The 23,723-nt window shown below is 68.3% G+C and carries 17 protein-coding genes and 1 pseudogene; 9 read left to right on the top strand and 9 right to left on the bottom strand.

Annotated elements, in window-relative coordinates:
• Positions 1–30 precede the first annotated feature (30 nt).
• The 6 genes from FND50_RS35695 to FND50_RS35670 are packed head-to-tail and all read left to right on the top strand — an operon-like array spanning position 31 to position 7,768.
• Positions 31–1,299: an MFS transporter gene (locus tag FND50_RS35695; protein ID WP_144288898.1), complete on the top strand. Its 1,269-nt coding sequence runs from the start codon at positions 31–33 to the stop codon at positions 1,297–1,299.
• Complete coding sequence (locus tag FND50_RS35690; protein ID WP_144288897.1) at positions 1,292–2,080, top strand: putative hydro-lyase; 789 nt, start codon at positions 1,292–1,294, stop codon at positions 2,078–2,080. The genes FND50_RS35695 and FND50_RS35690 overlap by 8 nt, the downstream gene beginning before the upstream one ends.
• The gene (locus FND50_RS35685) at positions 2,070–2,825 is read left to right on the top strand and encodes a LamB/YcsF family protein (protein WP_144288896.1); all 756 of its coding nucleotides are present in this window, start codon (positions 2,070–2,072) and stop codon (positions 2,823–2,825) included. The genes FND50_RS35690 and FND50_RS35685 overlap by 11 nt, the downstream gene beginning before the upstream one ends.
• On the top strand, positions 2,822–3,472 hold the full coding sequence (locus tag FND50_RS35680; protein WP_144288895.1) for an allophanate hydrolase subunit 1: 651 nt from the start codon (positions 2,822–2,824) through the stop codon (positions 3,470–3,472). The genes FND50_RS35685 and FND50_RS35680 overlap by 4 nt, the downstream gene beginning before the upstream one ends.
• Positions 3,469–4,332 (top strand): biotin-dependent carboxyltransferase family protein, encoded by an 864-nt coding sequence (locus tag FND50_RS35675; protein ID WP_005570381.1) that lies wholly within the window; start codon positions 3,469–3,471, stop codon positions 4,330–4,332. Before FND50_RS35680 ends, FND50_RS35675 begins: the two co-directional genes overlap by 4 nt.
• Before the next feature lie 43 nt (positions 4,333–4,375).
• A complete protein-coding gene (locus FND50_RS35670; RefSeq protein WP_144288894.1) occupies positions 4,376–7,768 on the top strand; it encodes an NAD-glutamate dehydrogenase domain-containing protein in 3,393 nt (1,130 codons plus the stop codon).
• Between the two features lie 68 nt (positions 7,769–7,836).
• Here FND50_RS35670 and FND50_RS35665 read toward each other — a convergent pair whose 3' ends face one another.
• Positions 7,837–8,562: an amino acid ABC transporter ATP-binding protein gene (locus FND50_RS35665; protein ID WP_005249317.1), complete on the bottom strand. Its 726-nt coding sequence runs from the start codon at positions 8,560–8,562 to the stop codon at positions 7,837–7,839.
• A 4-nt stretch (positions 8,563–8,566) separates the two neighbouring features.
• Positions 8,567–10,378 carry an ABC transporter substrate-binding protein/permease gene (locus FND50_RS35660; RefSeq protein ID WP_144288893.1) on the bottom strand — a complete coding sequence of 604 codons (1,812 nt, stop codon included), beginning with the start codon at positions 10,376–10,378 and terminating at the stop codon, positions 8,567–8,569.
• Positions 10,379–10,512: 134 nt separating this feature from the next.
• On the opposite strand from FND50_RS35660, the gene FND50_RS35655 reads away from it, so the two are divergent.
• From FND50_RS35655 to FND50_RS35645, 3 genes are read left to right on the top strand one after another with little or no spacing between them, the layout of a single operon-like run.
• Complete coding sequence (locus FND50_RS35655; RefSeq protein ID WP_144288892.1) at positions 10,513–11,148, top strand: TetR/AcrR family transcriptional regulator C-terminal domain-containing protein; 636 nt, start codon at positions 10,513–10,515, stop codon at positions 11,146–11,148.
• Positions 11,149–11,171: 23 nt separating this feature from the next.
• Positions 11,172–12,677, top strand: coding sequence for a class I adenylate-forming enzyme family protein (locus FND50_RS35650; protein ID WP_144288891.1), 1,506 nt, complete (start codon positions 11,172–11,174; stop codon positions 12,675–12,677).
• Between the two features lie 18 nt (positions 12,678–12,695).
• Positions 12,696–14,387: an acyl-CoA dehydrogenase family protein gene (locus FND50_RS35645; RefSeq protein WP_144288890.1), complete on the top strand. Its 1,692-nt coding sequence runs from the start codon at positions 12,696–12,698 to the stop codon at positions 14,385–14,387.
• 32 nt (positions 14,388–14,419) lie between these two features.
• Here FND50_RS35645 and FND50_RS35640 read toward each other — a convergent pair whose 3' ends face one another.
• The 7 genes and pseudogenes from FND50_RS35640 to FND50_RS35615 form a co-directional block, all read right to left on the bottom strand.
• A complete protein-coding gene (locus FND50_RS35640) occupies positions 14,420–15,721 on the bottom strand; it encodes an ISL3 family transposase (RefSeq protein WP_144288889.1) in 1,302 nt (433 codons plus the stop codon).
• 162 nt (positions 15,722–15,883) lie between these two features.
• Complete coding sequence (locus FND50_RS35635) at positions 15,884–17,197, bottom strand: PucR family transcriptional regulator (RefSeq protein WP_397493102.1); 1,314 nt, start codon at positions 17,195–17,197, stop codon at positions 15,884–15,886.
• Positions 17,194–18,627, bottom strand: coding sequence for an NAD(P)/FAD-dependent oxidoreductase (locus tag FND50_RS35630; protein WP_144288888.1), 1,434 nt, complete (start codon positions 18,625–18,627; stop codon positions 17,194–17,196). Before FND50_RS35630 ends, FND50_RS35635 begins: the two co-directional genes overlap by 4 nt.
• Entirely contained in the window at positions 18,624–18,767 is a 144-nt protein-coding gene (locus tag FND50_RS36445; protein ID WP_186301365.1) for a hypothetical protein, read from the bottom strand. The genes FND50_RS35630 and FND50_RS36445 overlap by 4 nt, the downstream gene beginning before the upstream one ends.
• 28 nt (positions 18,768–18,795) lie before the next feature.
• The gene (locus FND50_RS35625; RefSeq protein ID WP_144288887.1) at positions 18,796–20,010 is read right to left on the bottom strand and encodes an IS110 family transposase; all 1,215 of its coding nucleotides are present in this window, start codon (positions 20,008–20,010) and stop codon (positions 18,796–18,798) included.
• Positions 20,011–20,281: 271 nt separating this feature from the next.
• Positions 20,282–21,952 (bottom strand): annotated as a pseudogene (locus FND50_RS35620) (DUF3556 domain-containing protein); the annotation flags it as partial.
• Between the two features lie 63 nt (positions 21,953–22,015).
• Positions 22,016–23,482 carry a class I adenylate-forming enzyme family protein gene (locus FND50_RS35615; protein WP_054248111.1) on the bottom strand — a complete coding sequence of 489 codons (1,467 nt, stop codon included), beginning with the start codon at positions 23,480–23,482 and terminating at the stop codon, positions 22,016–22,018.
• Positions 23,483–23,723: the final 241 nt, after the last annotated feature.

Here is a 23,723-nt window from a genome sequence, read left to right as displayed (position 1 = left end):
CAGTTACATCCCTTCTTCAGGCGAGGTGCCATGACCACAGATACACAGACCGAGGTCGCGCAGGCGCGCCCCTTCGACTGGTTCCGCACCCTCGGACCGAAGGGAAAGAGAGCCTTCATCGGCGCGTTCGGCGGGTACGGACTCGACTCCTACGACTTCCAGGTCCTCCCGCTCGGCCTCGCGGCCATCGCCGCCTACTTCGGCCTCACCACCGGACAGGCCGGGCTGCTGACGACGGTGACGCTGGTCGTGTCCGCGCTCGGCGGAGCCCTCGCCGGCATCCTCGTCGACAAGATCGGCCGAGTTCGGACCCTCCAGGTCACCGTCGCGACATACACGGTCTTCACGGTGCTGTGCGGCTTCGCGCAGAACTTCGAGACGCTACTCGTCTTCCGCGCCTTCCAGGGCCTCGGCTTCGGCGGCGAGTGGGCGGCGGGTGCGATTCTGGTGGCCGAGTACGCCCGGGCCGAGTACCGGGGCCGGGCCGTGGCGTTCGTCCAGAGCGCGTGGGCAGTGGGCTGGGCGCTGGCGGTGATCGTCTACACGGTCGTCTTCCAGCTGTTCGATCCGGACGTCGCGTGGCGAGTGCTGTTCTTCACCGGTGTCCTGCCCGCGTTCCTCATCATCTGGGTTCGCCGGAATCTGAAGGATCCCGAGGTCGTCACGAAACGTCGTGAGTCCGCAGGCAAGGAGACCGGCTCGTTCGCCGCGATCTTCCGCGGCGGACTGCTCAAGACCACCGTGCTCGCGTCGCTGCTCGCCACCGGCGTGCAGGGCGGCTACTACACGCTGGCGTCCTGGCTGCCCACCTTCCTGAAGACCTCACGCGGACTCGACGTCGTCGGCACCGGCGGCTACCTCGCCATCCTGATCTCGGGTGCGTTCCTCGGTTACGTCAGCGGCGGCATCCTCACCGACAAGCTGGGACGCAAGCGGACCATGCAGCTGTTCGCGGCACTGTCGGCCGTCTTCATGGTGGGTTACACCCAGGTGCCCGAGGGCGCGAACACGTTGATCCTCATCCTGGGCTTCCCCCTCGGCTTCTGCACGTCGGCGATCTTCAGTGGATTCGGATCGTTCCTGTCCGAGCTGTACCCGACGCAGTCCCGCGGCACGGGCCAGGGCTTCACGTACAACTTCGGCCGCGCGGTCGGCGCCGTGTTCCCGGCGGTCGTCGGTTTCCTGGCGGCCACCCAGCTGGGTATCGGCGGCGCGATGATCTTCGGTGCGCTCGGATACGCCATCGCCGTCTTCGCCCTGTTCTTCCTCCCCGAGACCCGCGGGATCCAACTTGACTGACTCACCGGCCGACCTCCGCTCCGCGTTCCGTTCGGGACGCGTCACCCCGACCGCCGGTCTGGCGCCCGGATTCGCCCAGACGAATCTCATCGCCGTACCGGAGGACTGGGCCTACGATGTTCTGCTGTTCACGCAGCGGAACCCCAAGCCGTGCCCCGTCCTCGACGTCGGCGACGTCGGCTCCCGCACGACGATGCTCGCCCCCGGCGCCGACATCACCACGGACCTGCCGCTGTACCGGGTGTGGAAGGACGGCGAACTGGCCGACGAGACCGCGGACGTGTCGGGGTTGTGGCGGGACGACCTCGTGGCCTTCCACATCGGGTGCAGTTTCACGTTCGAGCACCCGGTGGCCGCTGCCGGGGTGCCGCTGCGGCACGTCGAGCAGGGCAGCAACGTCCCGATGTTCGTGACCAACCGTGAGTGCAGGCCCGCAGGCCGGATGAGCGGACCGATGGTGGTGTCGATGCGACCCGTTCCCGAACATCAGGTGGCTCTCGCCGTGGCGATCTCGGCGCGGATGCCTGCTGTCCACGGTGGGCCCGTGCACATCGGTGATCCCGCGGAACTCGGCATCGCCGATGTCGCGGCCCCCGACTTCGGTGATCCGGTGAACTTCGAGCCCGGTGACGTGCCGGTGTTCTGGGCCTGCGGGGTCACCCCGCAGGCGGCGGTGATGGCGTCCCGGTTGCCGTTCGCGATCACCCATGCGCCCGGGTACATGCTGATCACCGACACCCCGGACAGCGAGTACGTCCTGGAGGTTCCCGATGCGCATTGATCTGAACTGCGACCTCGGTGAGGGTTTCGGGCAGTGGGCCCTGGCGGACGACGAGGCCCTCCTCGACATCGTCACCAGCGCGAACATCGCGTGCGGTTTTCATGCGGGGGATCCGATGATCATCCGCCGGGCCTGCGAGGGTGCGGCCGAGCGCAACGTCGCGATCGGTGCGCACGTGGGTTTCCGGGATCTGGCCGGATTCGGCCGTCGGGAACTTTCGGTGTCGCCGGCGGATCTGCGCGACGAGACGCTGTACCAGATCGGCGCGCTCGCCGGGTTCGCACGTGCCGCCGGGTCCCGTGTGTCGTACGTCAAACCGCATGGTGCGCTCTACAATTCCGCCGCGCTCGACTATGGGCGGGCCGAGGCGATCGCGTCGGCCATCGACCGGTTCACCGAACCGCTCGCGCTGATGGGCCCACCCGGCTCGCAGTTGCAGCGCGCGGCGGAAACCCACGGCATCGAATTCGTCGCCGAGGGTTTCGCCGACCGCCGCTACACCGCCGCGGGCACGTTGACCCCGCGCTCGGTGACCGGCGCCGTCATCGACGATCCCGATGTCGCCGCCGCCCAGGCCGTGCGCATGGTGTCCAGCGGAACGGTGGAGTCGATCGACGGTGACGACGTCGCGGTGTCGGTGCACAGCATCTGCGTGCACGGTGACTCGCCCGGATCCGTGCGCACGGCCCGCCAGGTCCGGCACGCCCTGGAGAGTGCCGACGTCACGCTCGGGGCCTTCGCATGACCACCCCGAGCGCCGGCACTCGAATCCTTCCGGCGGGCAACCGGGCCCTCCTCGTCGAACTGGAGTCGGAACCGTTCGTGGTGTCGCTGACCGAACGCCTCCGCCGCACCCCGGTCCCGGGTGTGGAGGACGTGCTTCCCGCGGCGCGGACGGTGCTCGTGACCACGACACCGCGGACCGACCTCGACGAGGTGCGCCGCGCGCTGCGGACGATGACCGTCGGACTCGAGGTCCACGAGGACAGCCGCGCATCCGAATCCGAGCCGGTCACCATCCCGGTCCGCTACGACGGCGCCGATCTCGCCGACGTCGCCGGCCATCTGCGGGTGAGCCGCGAGGACGTGATCGCTGCCCACACGGCGTCCACCTGGCGTTGTGTGTTCATCGGATTCGCACCGGGTTTCGCCTACCTGAGTTGCGGCGACGACCGGCTCACCGTGCCACGGCGGGCCCAGTCCCGCACCGTGGTGCCCGCCGGGTCCGTGGCCCTCGCGGGTGGCTACGGCGCGGTGTATCCCCGGTCTTCACCCGGCGGGTGGCAGATCATCGGAACGACGGACTCCCCGATGTGGAACCTCGACGCGAACCCTCCGGCGCTGCTGCAGCCGGGGCGTCGCGTCCGATTCGTCGACGAGGAAACACTGTGAGTGAACTCGAAGTACTCGAAACGGGTCCGCTCAGCCTGATCCAGGATCTGGGCCGCCCCGGCTACCTGAGTTCGGGTGTGGGCGTGTCCGGCGCCGCCGACCGCGGGTCCGCGAAGCTGGCCAATCGGCTGGTCGGGAACGACGAGAACAGCGCGTGCATCGAGGTGTTGATGGGCGGCCTCGCCCTCCGGGCGCCGCAGGTGACCATCGTCGCCGTCACCGGTGCACCCGCGACGGCGCTGCTCGACGGAATCCCGATGGGGCACGCGAGCGTCATCGTGATGCAGCCGGGACAGACGCTGCGCCTGCAGTACGCGCAGGTCGGCCTGCGCAGCTACGTCGGCGTCCGCGGTGGCGTCGCGGTGCCGGACGTGCTCGGTTCCCGCAGCACCGACACCCTCTCCGGAATCGGTCCGGAAGCGTTGAAACCCAACGATGTTCTGCCCGTCGGGACCGCGGCGACGAACTTCCCGAACGTCGACGTCGCGCCCGTCCCCCCGATGGACGCGGGAACGCTGTCGGTGCGGGTCATCGACGGCCCCCGCGACGACTGGTTCACCAACCCCGAAGCGTTGACCACGGGAGTGTGGGCCGTGTCCCCGGACACCGATCGCATCGGGGCGCGCCTGAACCGGCACGGCGACTCGCCGGCACTGGTGCGGACGTCCGAGGCCGAACTCCCCACCGAAGGTGTCGCGCTCGGCTCCATCCAGGTTCCGCCGAGCGGACAGCCCGTCGTCTTCCTCGCGGACCATCCCATCTCGGGCGGGTATCCCGTCATCGGCGTCGTCGCGGACGAGGACATCGACCGGATCGCCCAGGCTCGACCCGGTCAACTGATTCGCTTCACCACTGCGTGATCGGCCTCGCTCCGATCCCACTACAGGAGATCACCCCATCGTCATGAACAGCATCGGCACGGAACTCGACACCCCCTGGTCCCACGAGCTGTGGCGCAGCACGCTGCTCACGGAACCGCATTGTCTCGACACCGCGGTCGCGCGCCACTACGCGTCCGCGCTGCCGATCAGCTACGCCACCGAAACCGATCCGGCACAGGCGATCCGCGACGTCGCCGAAGTGGAGCGCCTCGACGTCGACAGTGTGGCGCTGACGTTCACCACCACCGAGGCGTCCACGCCGTACGAGAACCTCAAGATCTACGCGGTCGGGAAACCCGCGCCGCTCAACGAGGTTCTGCCGATCCTGTCCAGCCTCGGCGTCAACGCGCTCGACGAACGACCGGCCGCGCTGACCCGCCCGGACGGGCACCGTGCCTGGATCTACGACCTCACCGTCGATCTGGTCGCCGTGACGGACGGTCACGGGGTGACCCGGGACAGCCGGATCGCGGACGCGTTCCGGGCCGCGTGGACGGGTGAGACCGAGGTCGACGGGTTCAACGCGCTCGTCCTGCACGCCGGGCTCGGGTGGCGTCAGGTGACCGTCCTCCGCGCGTACGCCGCCTACCTGCGTCAGGCCGGGCTTCCGTACAGCCGCAGCAACGTCGAACGAGTCCTGCTGAGCAACAGTGCAATCACGAAACTCCTCGTCGAGTTCCACGCGCTCCGCCTCGACCCGGGCATCGAACGCGACGCCGCCGCGGAAGACGCGCTCGAGGGCCGCACCGTCGACGCGATCGACGCCGTCGCCGGGATCGACGCCGACCGGATTCTGCGGGCACTGCTCTCGCTGATCCGCGCCACCACCCGGACGACGTACTACGCCGAAGACCGTCGGGCCGCGCGCGCTCTCGCATTCAAGTTCGACTCCTCGTCGATCGACGAATTGCCGCTGCCCCGACCGAAATACGAGGCTTACGTGTACTCGCCCCGGATGGAGGGCGTGCACCTGCGATTCGACGACGTCGCCCGCGGCGGCATCCGGTGGTCGGATCGCCGCGACGACTTCCGCACCGAGATCCTCGGACTCGTCAAAGCGCAGGCGGTCAAGAACGCCGTCATCGTCCCCGCGGGAGCGAAAGGCGGCTTCGTCGTCAAGAACCCGCCCGTGCCCACCGGCGACGCCGCCGCCGACCGGGAGGCGATGTACTCGGCGGGCATCTCCTGCTACCGCGAATTCATCTCGAGCCTCCTCGACATGACGGACAACCTCGACATCACGACCCGGCAGGTGATCGCGCCGGAGGGCATCGTCCGGCGCGACGGCGACGACACGTACCTCGTGGTCGCCGCAGACAAAGGGACAGCGGCATTCTCGGACGTCGCCAACGCGATCGCACTCGAGCGCGGGTACTGGCTCGGCGACGGATTCGCGTCCGGCGGTTCCGTCGGTTACGACCACAAGGCGATGGGCATCACCGCCCGCGGCGCGTGGGAAAGCGTCATGCAGCACTTCCGCGAGATGGGCGTCGACACCCGCACCGACGACTTCACCGTCGTCGGCATCGGCGACATGAGCGGCGACGTCTTCGGAAACGGGATGCTGCTCAGCCCCCACATCCGCCTGCTCGCGGCATTCGACCATCGGCACGTCTTCATCGACCCCGATCCGGACCCGCAGCGGTCGTGGGACGAGCGGGCACGGCTCTTCGGGCTCGGCAGGTCGAGCTGGAAGGACTACGACAAGGCGGTCCTCAGCGACGGCGCGATGATCGTCGACCGGTCGGCGAAGTCCGTTCGGCTGACACCGCAGGCCCGGCGCGTTCTCGGGATCGACGACGATCGGGTCCTCACCACCGTCGAACTCGTGCGTGCCGTCCTCGGTGCGCCCGCGGACCTGCTGTGGAACGGCGGGGTCGGCACGTACGTGAAGGCGACGACGGAGAGCCACGCCGACGTCGGCGACAAGTCGAACGACGCGGTCCGGCTCGACGCGCCCCAACTGCGCGTCCGGGTGGTCGGCGAAGGCGGCAACCTCGGCCTGACCCAGCTCGGTCGGATCGAATACGCGCGCAACGGCGGTCGCGTGAACACCGACGCGCTCGACAACTCGGCCGGAGTCGACTGCTCGGATCACGAGGTCAACATCAAGATCGCCCTGGCAGGCGCCACCGCCGACAACACTCTCGCCGCGCAGGACCGGCGAGAGTTGCTGTCCGACATGACCGACGACGTCAGCAGGCTCGTCCTCGCCGACAACCGCAGCCAGAACGAGATGATGAGCCTGAACCGGGCACAGGCCGGCACTCTCGTCAGCTTCCACTCCCGCATGGTCGACGACCTGGAACGGCGCGGCCACGTGGACCGCGCGATCGACGTGCTCCCGACGTCCGCGCAGTTCGGCGCGCTCGAACGTGAGCAGAAGGGGCTGACGAGCCCGGAGCTGGCGCAGCTCACCGCGCAGGTCAAGCGTTTCATCAAGAGCGAAGTGTCGGGCACGACCCTCCCCGACAACGGGGTCTACGCCGGCCGGCTGCACAACTACTTCCCGCCGCGCCTCGGCCGGGAGTTCGCGCACACGGTCGCCGCGCATCCGCTGCGCCGGGAGATCGTCACGACGTCGGTCGTCAACGACATGGTCGACCGAGCGGGGATGACGTACGCCTTCCGGCTGCGGGAGGAAACGGGCGCCGACTCCGCGGAGGCGGTGAACGCCTTCACCGCGGTCACCGAGATCTTCGACCTCGGAGCGACTTTCGAGCGGATCCGGGCGGCGGCCGACACGACGCCGACGGCCGGGACGAACGCGCTGACGGTGCAGACCCAGCGACTGATCGACCGCGCGTCGCGGTGGCTGACCACGCACCGGCCGCAACCGCTGCCGCTCGAGGCCACCATCGCCCGCTACCGGCCGGTCGTCCGCGACCTCCGCCCGCGGGTCCGGGAATGGCTGCGCGGCGACGAGATCACCGCGGTGGAGCGGCGCACCGAGGCCCTCACATCGCGCGGGGCGGAGGCCGGGCTCGCCGCCGACGTGGCGGACTTGCTGCACACGTACTGCCTCCTCGACATCGTGGACATCGCGGAGATCTCACAGCACCGCCCCGAGGACGTCGCCGAACTGTACTTCGCGCTGTCGGCGCACCTGCACATCAACACCGCGCTGACCGCCGTCACGGCGCTCCCCCGGCTGGACCGGTGGCACGCCCTTGCACGTCTCGCCCTGCGCGACGACCTCTACAGCTCGCTGCGCGCCATCACCCTCGACGCGCTGTCCGTGAGCGAACCCGGCGATGACGCGGCCGACAAGGTCGACCAGTGGGAACAGCACAACGCCGCCCGGCTCGCCCGCGCGCGGGCACTGCTGACGGAAATCGAGTCGGAGGTCGCCAACGAACCCACGCTGGCGCTGATCTCCGTCGCGGCCAGGCGGATCCGGGCGATGACGCGGTAGGCGCTTCGCGCCCATGCGCCTTTCTGGTTGTTCCAGCTACCAAAAAGGCGCACAGGCCGCGGAGCGGCCTACAGTACCTGGGACAGGAATTGCTGCAGCCGTTCGGTTTCGGGCTTGTCGAACAGCTGGTCCGGCTTCCCGGTCTCGACGACGGCGCCGTGGTCCATGAACAGCACGGTGTCGGACACCTCGCGGGCGAAGCCCATCTCGTGGGTGACGACGACCATCGTCATGCCGCCCTTGGCGAGGTCGGCCATCAGCGCGAGGACACCCTTCACCAGTTCGGGGTCGAGTGCCGAGGTGGCCTCGTCGAAGAACATCACCTCGGGCTTCATCGCCAGGGCGCGGGCGATCGCGACGCGCTGCTGCTGCCCGCCCGACAGGTTCCCGGGCCGCGAGTCGGCCTTGTTGGCGAGCCCGACGAGTTCGAGCTGTTCGAGCGCCAGCGACCGCGCCTCGTCCTTGGACATCCCCTTGAGCTTGCGGGGCCCGAGGGCGATGTTGTCGACGACGGTCTTGTGCGGGAACAGGTTGAAGTGCTGGAACACCATGCCGATGCGCTGCCGCAGCTTGTCCGGGTTGTCCTTCAGCACCGACTTCCCGTCGAGCAGGACGTCGCCCTGATCGGGTTCGTGCAGCCGGTTGAGGACCCGCAGCAGGGTGGACTTTCCGGAGCCGGACGGTCCGATCACGGTGACGGTGTCGCCGGCGTCGACGTGGAGGTCGACGCCGCGGAGCACCTTGTTGGTGCCGAACGCGAGGTGCAGGTCGGTGCCAGTGAGAGAGACGGCCATCGCCTTATCCCCTTTCCACGACGATGGACTGTTCCACCGGGTCGAGCGTGCCGGACGTGTCGGCGCGGCCGGTGCGCAGGCGGTTGTCGATGTAGTTGACGAGGTGCGTCAGCGGAATGGTGAGCGCCAGGTAGAACAGGCCGGCGGCGACGAGCGGCGACAGGTTGCCGGTCTGGGCGTTGAGGTCGCGGCCGACGGCGAACAGTTCCCGCTGGCTGACGAGCAGGCCGAGGAAGTAGATCAGCGACGAGTCCTTGATCAGGGAGATGAACTGGTTCATCAGCGCGGGCAGCACCCGTCGCACACCCTGCGGAACCACGACCAGCGTCATCGACTTCCGGTAGCTGAAACCGAGCGCCCGGGACGCCTCGAGTTGTCCGGGTTCGACGCTCTGGATGCCGGACCGGAAGATCTCACCGATGTAGGCGGACGCGAGCAGTGACAGCGCGGCCGCACCGAGCCAGTACGGGTTGTTGCCGGTGAGTCCCTTGACGATGGGGCCGGCGCCGAGACCGACGATGAGGATGATGACGACGGCGGGCAGGCCGCGGAACACGTCCGTGTAGACGCGGGCGGGCCAGCGGAGCCAGCGGGTGCGGGAAATCCCGGCCATCGCGAGCAGCATGCCGAGGACGGTGCCGACGATGCCCGACGCCAACGCCAGGATCAGCGTGTTCGGCAGACCGGTCTTGAGTAGATCCGGGAACGCCCGCGTGTAGAGGTCCCAGTTGAAGAACGTGTCTTTCAGCTGCTGGAGTGTCGACTTGGGCTCCGCGACCGGGGTTTCGGTCGTGTTCTGCGAGTTCTGGGCGGCCAGCGCGGCGAAGTCCGGCAGGTCGGGCACCGGTGCCGCCTTGCTGCCGGGCTTCCAGCCCTCGGGCAGTTCGCGGGGCACCCAGTCGGAGTACAGCTGCGCCCAGGTGCCGTCTGCGATGACGGCGTCGAGCCCGGAGTTGAGGGCGTCGATGAGCGGCTGGTTCTCCTTGTTGACGGCCCAGCCCACGAAGTTGTTGACGCTGAAGGTGTTCTCGACGATCGACGTGGGATCGCCCGGCGCGATGGCGCCCTCGGCCTGCTGCGACGGCGCCACCCAGGCGTCGATCTGCCCGGACTTCAGGTTCGCGTACGCGGTGGCGTAGTCGGGGAACTTCACCGGGTTCAGCTTCAGCGTGTTCACGACGTAGTCGTCCTGGACGGTGCCCTGGACGACACCGATCCGAGTGGTCGCGGTCAGGTCGTCGAAGCCCTGGATCGGACCGCCGTTGGGAACGACGAGGGAGAAGTAGCCGAAGTCGTAGCCGTTGGTGAAGCCGACGGTGTTGCGGCGCTCGTCCGTCGTCGTGATGGACGACGATCCGACGTCGAAGCGGCGTCCGGCGACCTGGGCGAGTAGTCCGGCGAACTCGGTGCCGACGAAGTCGACGCGCAGGCCCAGCTTGTCGGCGACGGCCTTCAGCAGTTCGTTGTCGTAGCCGGTGAACTGGTTCTCGGAGTTCACGCAGATGCTCGGCGGTGCGTCGGACAGTGTGCCGACGGTGAGCACGCCGGGGGTGATGAGGTTCAGTTTCGACGCGTCGATCTGGTCGATCGGGGTGGTCGAGGGCGTCGTGTAGCGGTCCTCGGCCACGGCGCCGGAGGCGGCGAGATTGGTCGGGGCGGCGGTGGCCGCGCCGACGCCGGGTGGCGAACACAGATCCTGCGGTGCCGCCCCCGACGTCTCCCCGTCACTCGAACACGACGACAGGGTCAGCGCCAGCAGGGCGGTGAGCAGTAGCGCCACCACCACACGGATCTTCGCTCCGACGGAAGAAAACATGGTGAGCAGCGTAACCCTGGCGGTCGGTATTTCCGGGGTCGGAGGACGTGCGGGGCGACGCCCGTCACTCTCCTTGTTTGTCATACAAACAAAGTCCAGTTATTGTTTGTCATACAAACAAGCGGGAGGCGGTCATGGTGTCGCAGACGGGCCGAGCAGCGCGTGCCACTCGGGAGTCCGGTCGCCAGACTCGCGACGCCCTGTTCACCGCCGCCACCGAACTCTTTCTCGAGCACGGCGAGGGCGTCCCCATCACGCAGATCTGTGCCGCCGCGCGGGCCCACCCCAACCAGGTGACCTATTACTACGGTTCCAAGGAGCGGCTCTTCGTCGAGGTCGCGTGCGCTGCCGTCCTGCGTGCCGGCAAACGGGCCGAGGACGACGCGGCCACCGCCGAGACCGTCGGCGACTACACGGAGAAGCTCGTCGGCTCCCTCCTCGGGCCCGGCGCGCCCAGCGTCGAACTCTTCACCTCGGCGATGCTGATGACGGGACGCCGCGGCGAACTGCGCGACCTCATCACCGACACCCTCCGCACCCTGCACTCCTCGGGCGAGGACGCGCTGATCCGCACCCTGATGCGCACCGGCTGGAAACTGCGCGCCGGCATCGACGTCGAATCGAAGGCGTTCTGGTCGGCGATCTTCGGCCTCGTGATCCAGAAGACCGCCACCGGCGAGAGCTTCGGCTACTCGCTCGAGGAGGCCGTCGCCGTCATCTTCGCGAACCTCCAGATCCCCGAGACCGTCCGCAACACCTCCATCGACTGACCTTCTCTCCTCCAAGGAGCGCGATGAACATCGTTCGCGTATTCGACAGCAACGTCCGGAAGACGCCCGACAAGGCCTTTCTCCATTTTCAGGGACGCGACCATACGTATGGTTCCGTGCAGGACGGCAGCCGCCACGCCGCCGCCCTGCTACGGAAACTGGGGGTCGGGCACGGCGACCGCGTCGCTCTGATGTGTTTCAACACCCCCGGCTTCGTCTACGCGGTGCTCGGCGCCTGGCGCATCGGCGCGGTGGTGGTGCCGGTCAACCACAAGATGCAGGCACCCGAGGTCGACTACATCCTGCGGCACGCGCAGGTGAAGGTATGCGTCTTCGACGGCGACCTCGCACCCGTCATCGAGCGACTCGAGACGCCGGTGCAGCTGCTGTCCACCGACACCGCCGTGGAGGGCCACGCCTTCTTCGACGACGCGATCGCGGACCTGGACGGCATCGACGGCATCGAGCCGGACGAGAACGACCCCGCGGAAATCCTCTACACGTCCGGCACCACCGGCGCGCCCAAGGGTTGCGTGCACAGTCATCGCAACGTCGTGCTCGTGGCGACCACGGCCGCCCTCGGTCTGTCGATCACCCGCGACGAGCGACTGCTGATGGCCGTCCCGATCTGGCACGCGTCGCCGCTCAACAACTGGCTGATGGCGACGCTGTACATGGGCGGCACCGTCGTGCTCGTCCGCGACTATCATCCCGTCCACTTCCTGGATGCGGTACAGCAGCAACGCATCACGCTGTGCTTCGGGCCGCCGGTCATCTACACCACGGCGCTGAATGCGGTACCAAACTTCGCTGACTACGACCTGTCCAGCGTCCGGGCCTGGCTCTACGGCGGCGGACCTATCGGCGCCGATGTGGCGCGCCGACTCGTCGAGTCGTACCGGACCACCCGCTTCTACCAGGTGTACGGGATGACGGAGACCGGTCCCGTCGGGGCCGTCCTCTACCCGGAGGAACAGCTCGCGAAGGCCGGCTCGATCGGCCGGGCGGCGCTCGCCGGCGTCGACATGCGCCTGGCCGGGCCCGACGGCGTCGACGTGCCCGCCGGGGAGATCGGCGAGATCTGGCTGCGTACCGAGACCGTGATGCAGGGGTACCTCGACGATCCCGACGCCACCGCAGCTGTGTTCGCCGACGGCGGCTGGTACCGCACAGGCGATCTCGCACGCCAGGACGACGACGGGTACCTCTTCATCGTCGACCGGGCGAAAGACATGATCATCACCGGCGGCGAGAACGTCTATTCCAAGGAGGTGGAGGACGCCATCTCCGGCCATCCCGACGTCGTGGATGTCGCGGTGGTGGGCCGGCCGCACCCCGAGTGGGGCGAGACCGTCGTCGCGCACGTCGTGTGGCGTGAACCGGACGTCGTGGGTGCCGACGACATCCGCGACTACCTGTCGGACAAGCTGGCGCGCTACAAGATTCCCCGCGACTACGTGTTCGCCACCGTGTTGCCCCGCACCCCCACCGGCAAGATCCAGAAGCACCTGATCCGCTCCGCGAGCTGACTCACGAAAGACACTGTCATGACTACTTTTTCCGAAACGGATATCACCCATCCCGCACCCCACCGGACGCACACCGTGCTCAACCAGTCGGTGCCCCGCGCCGACGTCAACGAGTTCACCCTCGACACGGTGCTGGCCGAGGGCGTGCGCCGCCACGACGCCGACTGGGCCACCGGCGAACTCACCGACATCGGCGCACTCGTCGGCAGCGCCACGTTCCAGCACGACGCCGAACTCGCCAACACGATCATCCCCGAACTGAAGACGTTCGACCGCTGGGGCAACCGGATCGACGAGGTCGAATACCATCCCGCGTACCACCGGATCATCTCCGCGGCCGTCGCGCACGGGGCGCACACGTCGGCGTGGGCCGACCCGAAGGCCGGTGCGAATGTCGCTCGCGCAGCGGCATTCATGATGTTCGCGCAGATCGAACCCGGACACTCCTGCCCGATCTCGATGACCAACGCCGTCATCCCCTCCCTCGACCTGCAACCCGACGTCGCCGCGATCTGGAAACCCCGCGCACTGTCCCGCAGCTACACCCCCGAACTCGACGCACCCGGCAAGGCGTCCGCGATCTTCGGCATGTCCATGACGGAGAAGCAGGGTGGCTCCGACGTCCGGGCCAACACCACCGTCGCGACACCCGCCGGACGCGGCGGTCCCGGCGCCGACTACCTGCTGACCGGGCACAAGTGGTTCTGCTCCGCGCCGATGTCCGACGCGTTTCTCGTGCTCGCGCAGGCGGAAGGCGCGGGCGGCGACGGCCTCTCGTGCTTCCTGCTGCCGCGCATCCTCCCGGACGGCACCCGCAACGTCTTCCGCATCCAGCGGCTGAAGAACAAGCTGGGCAACAAGTCCAACGCGTCGTCCGAGATCGAACTCGACGGCACCGTCGGCGTCATGGTCGGCGAACCGGGACGCGGCGTCCGCACCATCCTCGAGATGGTCGCGCGCACCCGCCTCGACTGCGTGCTCGGCAGCACCGCGGGCATGCGGCAGTCCGTCGCCGAGGCGGTGTGGCACGCCCGGCACCGCTCGGCGTTCGGGAAGGTCCTGGCCGATCAGCCGGCCATGACGTCGGTGCTGGCCGACCTGGCGCTGGAGTCGGAGGCGGGCACCGTCACCGCGCTGCGCCTCGCCCGGGCGCACGACGAGGACGCGAGCGAGCAGGAACGCAGCTTCCGCCGGCTCGCGACCGCGGTCGCGAAGTACTGGATCTGCAAGCGCGGCCCGCACCACGCCTACGAGGCGCTGGAATGCCTGGGCGGCAACGGTTACACCGAGGACTTCCCGCTCGCCCGCCGCTACCGGGAGCAGCCCGTCATGGCCGTGTGGGAGGGGTCGGGCAACGTCATCGCCCTCGACGTCCTGCGCGCGATGACCCGCGAACCCGACAGCGTCGCCGCATTCGACGCCGAGGTGAACCTGGCCCGCGGCAGCAGCGTGGTGCTCGACGAGCACCTCGAGCGGGTCCGTCGTCAGCTCGGCGAACTCGCCGGACTCGACCCTGCGGCCGCCCAGTTGCGCGCCCGCACCGTCGTCGAATCGATGGCCCTCGCCCTGCAGGCGTCGCTGCTGACCCGGTTCTCGCCCACCGCCGTCGCAGATGCATTCGTCGACGCCCGCCTCGGCCCCGACCGCACCCACGAGTACGGCACCCTGTCCCCGGCCGCCGATCTCGGGACCATCCTCAGTCGGGCGTAGGCGACTCCGCCGCCCGTGCGCCTTTTTGGGCTCTACTGACTCATTCGTGGGTGGGTTCGGCCGGGTAGTTGTGGTCGAGCGCCCCCGAGGCTGAGCATCGCGAGTGCGATGACGGCCTCGGGGGTGTGGAACCCGAATCCGCGTCGGGTGATGAGGCGGATTTTGGTGTTGACCGATTCGATGCGCCCGTTGGACAGGCCGTGTTCGATGGCGGCGAGGATGGCGGGTTTGTGGGCGCGGATGCTTTTCTGCAACGCGACAAAGGCCGGGATCCGGGACCGTCTCGCCCAGCCGATCCATCGATCGAGTTCGGTGGCGGCGTTCTCGGCCGGGAGTTGGAAGATCAACCGCAAGGTTTCCTTGAGTAGGTAGGCGCGGTGCAGCACCGGGTCGTGCAGTTCGATCCACCGCAGCGTCGCCTGCTGCCCGGTGGTGAGGGTGTCCGGGTTCTTCAGCAACGCCCACCGGCTGCGTTTCACCGTTTGAGCTGGTCCGCCCTTCGGGCGGCGGCGTGGTTTCCAGCCGCCGCCGCGGGAGGCGTTCTCGGTGGCCCGGGCCCGGTTCCACGCGGCCCGGCGGACCGCGTCGAGGGCTTCGGTGGCCCAGGCGACCACGTGGAACGGGTCCGCGCAGCGGATCGCATCCGGGCAGTACCGGGCCACCACCGATCCGATCCACCCGGCCGCGTCCGAGGTGACGTGGGTGATTTTCGCGCAGCGTTCGGGCCCGAGCCGGTCGAAGAACCCGGACAGGGTGGCCGCGTCGCGGCCGGGGGCGGCCCACACCAGCCGGCCGGAGTCGTGGTCGACGACGACCGTCAGATACTTGTGGCCCTTCTTGTAGGAGATCTCGTCGATCCCGATCCGACGCAGCCCGGCCAGCGGGTCCCGGGCGGGTGCGGTGTCGGCCCACACCCGGTCCACGATCGCCCCGACCGTGCGCCAGGCGGTGCGCGTCACCTCGCAGGTCGCGGCCTTCGAGGTGTGCGTGGCCAGCCACGCCACCGTCTGGTCGAACGCGTGGGTGTGCCCGGCGCGGTGCCGGGCCCAGGGCACAGCGGCCACCGTGACCCCGTGTTCGCGGCAGGACACCCGTGGGGCGTCGGCCTCGATAAAGGTGCGGACCAGGCCGCAGTCCGGGCCGCGCCATCGCCGCCGCCCGGTGCCGCCGTCGTAGCCGGGGCTACGCCGACCGCACAGCCCGCACCGGGACCGGGCCCGGGCCTGCGGCCGGACCGCGACGATCACCGCCACGGCCGTGGCATCGAAATCAACGTGCTCGATCACCGTCTTTTCGACACCCAACACCTGACGCCATATCCTGGCTTCGCGCACGCCGTTCTCCCACACATGTAGCCGACTGACCCTAGACAAGCCAGAACGCTACTGGGACAACGGCGTGCGCCCTTACAATGCCCAGCTACCACCCACGATCACAGCAGTAGAGCCCCTTTTTGGTAGCTGGAACAACCAGAAAGGCGCACAAGCCCGGAGGGCCTACTTCAGTACCGTCGGACCCAGGAACTCGCACACCTGCAGGGCGAGAGCGAGATCCAGCTTGCTGTGGGTGCCGGTGGCGGGCTCGCCGAGGGCTTTGGTGATGCGGTATTTGACGGTGTTGCGGTGCAGGTTCATCTGCTGGGCGGTGTGGAGGTGGCTCTCGCCGGTCGCGAAGTAGGTGCTCAGCGTGGTCCGCAGTGTCGCGGCCTGGTCGGTGTTCTCCGCGAGCGGGCCGAGGACCTCCCACACCCAGGCCCGGGTGGAGTCCAGGTTCTCGGCGAGGAGCGAGACGACGGCGACGCCGCGGTCGCCGAAGCCGACGATCGGCCGGGCCGGGGTGTTGGGCACGGTGGCGACGGAGTAGGCGGCGCGGGCCTGTTCGTGTGACCGCCGGAATCCCGCGACCCCGGTTGCGGGCAGTCCGATCGCGGTCCGGATGCCCGGGTTCGCGGGCAGGGCTGCGGCGAGTTCGGTGGTGTCGAGGACGGGCTTCCGGCGGCCGAAAGGGAGCCAGGCCCACAGGGTTCGGCGGTCGATGGCGGTGACGATGGGTGCGGAGTCGGTGGCGAGGTGGCGGGCGAGATCCCGCACGTAGTGGTCGAGGGTGTTGAGGCTCGCCTCGGTGTCGGGACCGGTGGACCACAGGATCATCGCGACGTGCGTCTGCTCGAGCCGGTAGTGCGTTTCGGCCTCGAACGCGGACCCGTCGTCGCCCGTTCCGGTGAGGAGGGTGTGGATGGTCGACGAGTGGACGTTGCCGCGGGCACCCAGCCAGCGCCGTCGTTCCTGCTCGTAGGCGTCGAACACGTACAGCGTGATCCAGTCGATGTAGCTGTACACGACCTCCGAAATGTGTTTGAGCACAGCGAGGGTCAGCGGTCCGGACAATTGGAGGGAGCTGACCTCGTCGTAGCAGATCTTGATCAGGTCGTCCTGGCCCATGTGGTACGCGCGGACCAGCGAGTTCGACGACACGTCACGTTGCGCCAGCCGTAGCGCGTACTCCACGGCGGCGGTGGTGGGCTGCAGGTGATCGACGGGAATGTCGTTGGCGAGGACGTGCACGATCGTCGAGACATTGCCGTTCACGCTCGCCTCGAGCAGTTCGACGAGTTGCGGGTCTTCGTCGAGTTGGTCGATCTCGTGCGCGAGCAGCGCGCTCATCGAGCGGGTGATCTCCGCTTGCCGCACATCGAGTTTCCGGGCGATACCGGCGACGATGTCGAGGACCTCGGCTTCCGCCATCGCGGGCACCCGCGCCATGCGGCGCCTGGCACCGGCGCCGCGGTCGCCGGGGGCGGGACTGCTCACAGCACGTCCCCTCCGCCCTTCCGCAGATAGCGCAGGGCCGATTGCGCCGCGTTGTACCCACACATGCCGTGTGCCCCGGCGCCGGGCGGAGTCGATGCCGAACACAGGTACGTGCCGGGGATCCCGGTGCTGTACGGGTCGAGGGCGATGCGCGGCCGCAGCACTACCTGGGTTTCGGTGTTGGCTCCGCCGATGATGTCGCCGCCGACGTAATTGGGATTCGACGCGGCCAGACGCGCCGGTCCGCTACTCACCGTGGCGACGACGCGGTCCCGGAAGCCAGGGGCGAACCGTTCGATCTGCGCGGTGATCGCCGCCGTCGCGTCGCCTGTGTAGCCGTGCGGGACATGGGCGTACGCGTACAGCGGATGCAGATCGCCGTTCGAACGACTGCGATCGGCGAGGTATTGCTGACCGAGGAGGACGAACGGCCGCTCCGGCATCCGGCCCGCGGCGACGTCGCGTTCGGCGGCCGCGATCTCGGCGAAGCTGCCGCCCAGGTGGACGGTCCCGGCGCGTCCACATTCGGGATCGGCCCACGGCACCCCGCCCTGGATAGCGAAGTCGACCTTGAAGGCGGCGGGCGCGTGCTTGAACCGCCGGTACGCACGGGCCACCCGGTCGGGCAGGCGAGCGCCCAGGATGCCGAGCGCGGCGGACGGCGCGACGTCCAGCAGGACGACGTCGGCGGGCGGAAGTTCGGTCCGATCGCGGACGTGGACACCGGTGGTGATCTTGCCGCCCCGGTCGGTGAGCAGGGCGGCGAGTGCGCCGGTGATCGACTGCGATCCGCCCTCGGCGACCGGCCAGCCGTAGCGGTGCCCGGCGGCGACGATCATCATCCCGACCGCGGACGTCGCGGGCCGGTCGAGGCGGTAGTAGGCGTGCGCGGCGGCGCCGCCGAACAGTGCGCGGGCCTTGTCGGTGCGCCACCAGCGGGCGGTCGTGGTCGCCGGGAGCAGGGCCCGGGGTCCGAAGCTGGCGAGCCGGAGTGGGTGCCGGGGCACGTTCGCGATCGGACGCATGAGGTCGGCGGCGAGGTCGTCGAATCCGTCGGCGAGCCCGCCGAACATGCGCTGCCAGCGCGCGCCGTCCTCGCCGAGTCCGGCGGCGGTGGCCGCGATCGAGCGGTGCAGCAACCCTGCCTCACCGGAGTCGAGGGGGTGGGCGCAGTCGATCTCCGGCCACTTCCACGTCAACCCGTACCGGCCGAGGTCGAGTGTCTGCAGATACGGTGACCCGGCACCCATCGGGTGGAACGCCGAGCACTCGTCGTGCAGGAGTCCGGGGACGGTGAGTTCGCCGGAGCGGGTGCCGCCGCCGATGGTGTCGGCGGCCTCGAGGACCTGGACGTCGACGCCGTGCCGGGCGAGGTGGACCGCGGCGGCGAGCCCGTTGGGCCCGCTGCCGACCACGACTGCGGTGGTCACGGCCGCACCACCAGATCTGTCTCCTGCATCCTCGCCTCCCGTGTCCGCACGTTCGAGCCGTCTCCTTCCAGTGTCCACTGCACGTCGAACGGAATGGGACCGTTCGGCAGCCACGGCTGCTCGTTGATAGCGTCGGACACCTTGTAGACATCCCAGGGGCGCAAGTCGTCAAGCAGCCCGGGTGGTGCGGCGGTGGTCCCAGGCGATGTGTTCGTCGTAGTGGGTGCGGTGGCGGAGGCAGCCGTGGAGGATGCCGACGAGGCGGTTGCCCAGGGCGCGGAGAGCTTGGTGGTGGAGGTCGCCGGCGTCGCGTCTCTGGTCGTAGAAGTCGCGGGCGCCGGGGCTGGACGAGAGTGCGCAGAATGCCCATTGGTCGATGGCGTCGTAGAGGCGCCGGTTGCGGACGTGGCGGGCGAGCACCGCGCGTTTTTTGCCGGACGCGACAGTTAGCGGGGAGGTGCCGGCGTAGTTTCTGCGAGACTTGGTGGTGGTGTAGCGGTCGGGGTCGTCCCCGAATTCACCGAGCACCCGGGCGCCGAGTATGACACCAAGTCCTGGCAGGGAGCGGTAGATGTCGGCGTCCGGGTGTGACTCAAAATGTGTTGCCAATTCGGCCTCGAGTTCGGTGATCTGCCGGTTCAACTCGACGATGAGGCCGATCGCAGCTCTGGTGGTGGCAGCGAACGCGGCAGCGACCGGCGGCGGAGCAGCGAGATGTTCGACCCTCAGTCCGGCCTGGATGTCGCGGGCCCGGGTGTCGAGGTTGCGTTGCCGGCCAGCCTTTTTGAGGGCGGATCGAATCGCCGGCAGGGTCAGGTGCGCGGCCTCGGCGGGAGTCGGGGCGCGACCGAGCACGGCGAGCGCGTCGCGGTCGTGCAGGTCGTCGAACACCTCCAGCGCGGCCGGGTAGTACTCCCGCAGTGCCGAGCGCAGTGAGTTGGTCTGCCGGGTGCGGGCCCAGATCAGATTCTGGTGTCCGCGGGCGAGGACCTTGATCGCCTCCACGTCCGCGCTATCTCCGGCGATCGGGCGATGATTGTGCCGGTCGGTGCGCACCAGGTCCGCGAGCAGCTTGGCGTCACCGGCGTCGGACTTCGCGCCCGAGACGTGGTGCCGGTCTCGGTAGCGCGCGGCCGCGAGCGGGTTGACCGCGTACACCTGATAGCCGGCGGTGGTCAGCGCCTGTACCCACAGGCCGCGGTCGGTTTCGATGCCGACAACTACTTGACCTGGTTCTTCGGCGTGCTCGGCTACCAGTTCATGGAGCTGCCGGATGCCGGCCAGCCCTTCCGGCAGCCGCCGAGATGCCAACCTCCGCCCGGCCTCGTCCATCAGATACACATCGTGATGCTGTTCGGCCCAATCGTCGCCGACGAAGATCATCGATCACCGCCCCTTCCTTCGGTTTTCGCTCAATCAATTTCGAGCTCGAGGACACCCGGCGGCTACCTAATGGACCAGTGCTCGAGGTTGGCACGACATCCCATCAGCGCTACAGGCGACCTCACCGACCGGCCGGGGCACGCTCTACAATCAGGAATCTGAATCGACCCTCACTCCAGGCTCTCGCAGTGCTCACCGGCCGGCGGCTCGGTGATCAGCTTCCCCCTCGTGATCCGTTTCCTGTCGAAGGCTCGCTGATCGACTCCCATTAGGTTCCCCGCTCGATGACGCCGAGGGCGGCGTCGATCACCTTGTACTGCTGAGTGCCCCTGTGGATGGGCTGCGATTCGATCCACGCGACGACGAACTCGCCAGGAGCGAAGTTGCAGCGCCGCTGGAGTGCCGCGATCAGGAACTCGTTGTGCAGGTGACCGTCACCGAAGTTGAATGCCACCAGCGAGTTGCAGCTGAACTCCGCCTCGCGCAGCGAGTAGGTGTCGATGTCGTCGCCGAGGTGGCGCATCATCAGCGAGAACAACGCCCGCCCCTGGCTGTGCATCGACCGCCAGCCGAGCAGTTGGTGCATCACCACGTCCGCGACCTCCGGCGGGTAGGTGGCGAGCAGCTGGGTGCGCGTGTTCTTGGTGGGACGGATGATGTGCTCGTCGAGCTTCTCCTCGGCGCCCGGTGCGAAGGCCCAGGTGGCGGACGCCCAGTTGCCGGCGTACTGCCGCATCGAGGGCAGGAACGAGACGAGGTCGGGGCGCAGGTTGCCGAGGATCGGGAAGAACACCAGGGCGGCGACGATCACCGCGGTCAGCCACACCGAGGACATGTCGGCGACGCCGTACCCGTCCCAGGCGGGGAATCCGAGGAACAGGAAGATCGACGCGTAGGCGAACAGCAGGTTCCACTCGAGCGGCACCGCCAGCGGGAACGTGGACAGGATGAACAGGTGGAACGCGACCATCAGCGCGACTGCGAGCAGCGTCAGCGTGCGGTTGGTGGAGAACAGCAGCACCAGCGGGGTCACCACCTCCACGACCGTCCCGAGCACATGGGCGACACCACCGGCGACGATCGACGGTCGCAGGTCCTCGGGGAAGTTGCGGTAGTGCGCGCGCTTGATCTTCTTGAACGGCATCCACGGGGTGTTGCTCAGCATCGGCGGCACCACCATCGAGAAGTGGTGCCCGAGCTTGGAGACGCCCGCCCCGACCCACACCGAGACGATCAGCAGCTTCAGCGCGATGATCATGTCAACGAACGGCAGGACCCCGAAGAAGACGATCGCGGGCAGGTACTGCTCGCTGCGAGCCGCGATGAAGATGACCTTGTCGCGCAGACCGATCAGCACCAGCAGCGCGATCAGGGGAAACAGCACCGCGGGGCGGACGAGTCCGGAGTTGTCGGTGATAGCCGCGTCGATCGACGGCGTGTGTACTCCCGGAAGTATCAGCGCCACAATGATGTTGAGCAGTAACGCCGCGTAGATCAGGACGTCGCCGACGGTGCGGGTGTCGCCCGAGGTGAACGGCACCTTGCCCGGCCACGGTGGGAGCCGGATGGTCCCGGGGCGCAGCCAGTACAGGATGCCGCCGGTCATCGGCTTGAAGTGCCCGGCGAGCGGACCCCACGAACCGGCGAGACCCACCGATTCGAGCAGCACCGTCCACAGGATCAGCTTCTGGTAGACGATCGGCTGGTTCCACCAGGCGCCGACGTCGAGGACGTTCAGGCCGGACGTGAACGTCGCGAGCGACAGTCCGATGCCGAGATAGAGGACGAGCAGTTTCAGAATGTAGATGGTGTGCACCATCTTCGGGGTTCCGAAGCCGTAGTCGACCCAATGGGTCGACATGGCGTGCAGGCGATCGCGGAACGGAAGATCGAGGAAGGTGGCGGGGTCGACTTCGGGGAAGTTCCCGGTCTTGAATCCCATGGGAGGCTCCTGAGGGTAGGGGGCATCGCCTCGGGTGCTCCCGAGGTGTGGGGTGTTACTGGATCAGCTGACGGCGGCAGGTCGGTGGCGACTCCGCAGTCCCGGCTTGTCGATCTTGCCGACAGGGTTGCGGGGCAGCGCGTCGACGATGTGAATGGCCACCGGCAGTTTGACTTTCGTGAGCCGGCTACTCAGGTGCTCGGCCAGGACATCGTGGGTGACGGCGGTGTCCGGGTACGTCACCACGTAGGCGACCGGCACTTCGCCGTACACGTCGTGCGGGGCACCGATCACGGCCGCCTCGAGAACGTCGTCATGGGTGGCGAGAGCGTTCTCGATCTCCTTGGGGTAGATGTTCTCCCCGCCGCGGATGATCATGTCCTTGATGCGATCGACGAGGGTCAGGTAGCCGTCCTCATCGAGTCGGCCGACGTCGCCGGTGTGCAACCAGCCGTCGACGACGGTGCGTTCCGTTTCCTCGGGGCGGCCGAGGTAGCCACGCATCACGTTCGCGCCCCGGATCACCACCTCGCCGACCGCCCCCGCCGGCACCGGTGCCCCGGACTCGTCGACGATCGCGATGGTCTGCCCCGGCAGCGCGGGGCCGACGGTGCCCGGCTTGCGAAGGCCCTCCGGCGGATTGCACGCGGACGCGCACGTGCCCTCCGTCAGCCCGTAGCCCTCGACGATGACGAGTCCGAAACGCTGTTCGGCGTGGTCGAGGAGTTCCTTGGAGATCGGTGCGGCCCCGCAGACCGCGAACCGCAGCGAGGAGGTGTCGCCGACGGTGTCCTGGGAGACCAGGAGGGCGTAGATGGTCGGGACCGCGGAGAAGTACGTCGGCCGCAGGCGGGCGACGTCGTCGAAAAACCGGGCCGGTGAGAAGCGCCCCGTGACGCTCAGCTGACCGCCGGCGAGCATCGGGGTCAGGAAGCTGACGCAGATCGCGTTGACGTGGAACAGCGGGAGGATCAGGAGGCAGTGGTCGTCGGCGGTCAGCGAGAAATGCTGCACCATCGAGGAGCTCATGAACTGCAGGTTGTCGTGGGTGAGCATCACGCCCTTGGGGCGTCCGGTCGACCCGGACGTGTAGATCAGCAGGGCGAGGTCGTCTCCGCCGGCGGTGGTGCCGGGTGCCCAGGCGGGGTCGGGGGTGGTCGCCATGTCGCCGACGGCGATCGCCGGACGGCCACCGGTCGGTGCGTCAGGTCCCTCGTTGACGACGAGAACCGCTGTGGCGTCGTCGATCTGGTACTCCGCCTCGCTTGCGGTGAACGTGGGATTGACCGGGGTGGCGGCCGCACCGATCCGCCAGGAGGCCATCAGGGCGATGAGCAGTTCCGCCCGGTTCGGCAGCATGATCGCGACGACGTCGCCACGTCCGACACCGTTCTCGGACAACTGTGCGGCGAAGGCGTCGACCCGCTCCGCGAACTGGCGGTACGTCAGTTCGAGTCGGTCGTCGCGCAGGCACGGCGCGTCAGCACGCTGTGTGGCGAGGTCCCAAGCGAAATAGCCGATGTGCGACACGATTTCGTCCGCCCTTTCGTTGTGGTGTGATCCACAACACTATCGAGGGGTTTTCGTGCAAGAAACGGCCTCTGGGGCTCGAGTTCGGGCGGTTCGTTGTCGGTTGAGCACAATCGCGACCGTCCGGGGGTTGACACCGTGCCGCGGGCGTGGTCAATATATGCAAACGCTTAGAAAATAAGCAGATGCTTAGAACTGAGGGGCTGCAGGTCCGCACCGACTGCCGTCCACCACGTCAATC

The sequence above is a fragment of the Rhodococcus sp. WB9 genome (genome assembly GCF_007558985.1).
In the GTDB taxonomy this organism is placed as follows: domain Bacteria; phylum Actinomycetota; class Actinomycetes; order Mycobacteriales; family Mycobacteriaceae; genus Rhodococcus_F; species Rhodococcus_F opacus.
This window is presented reverse-complemented; position numbering and strand designations above follow the sequence as displayed.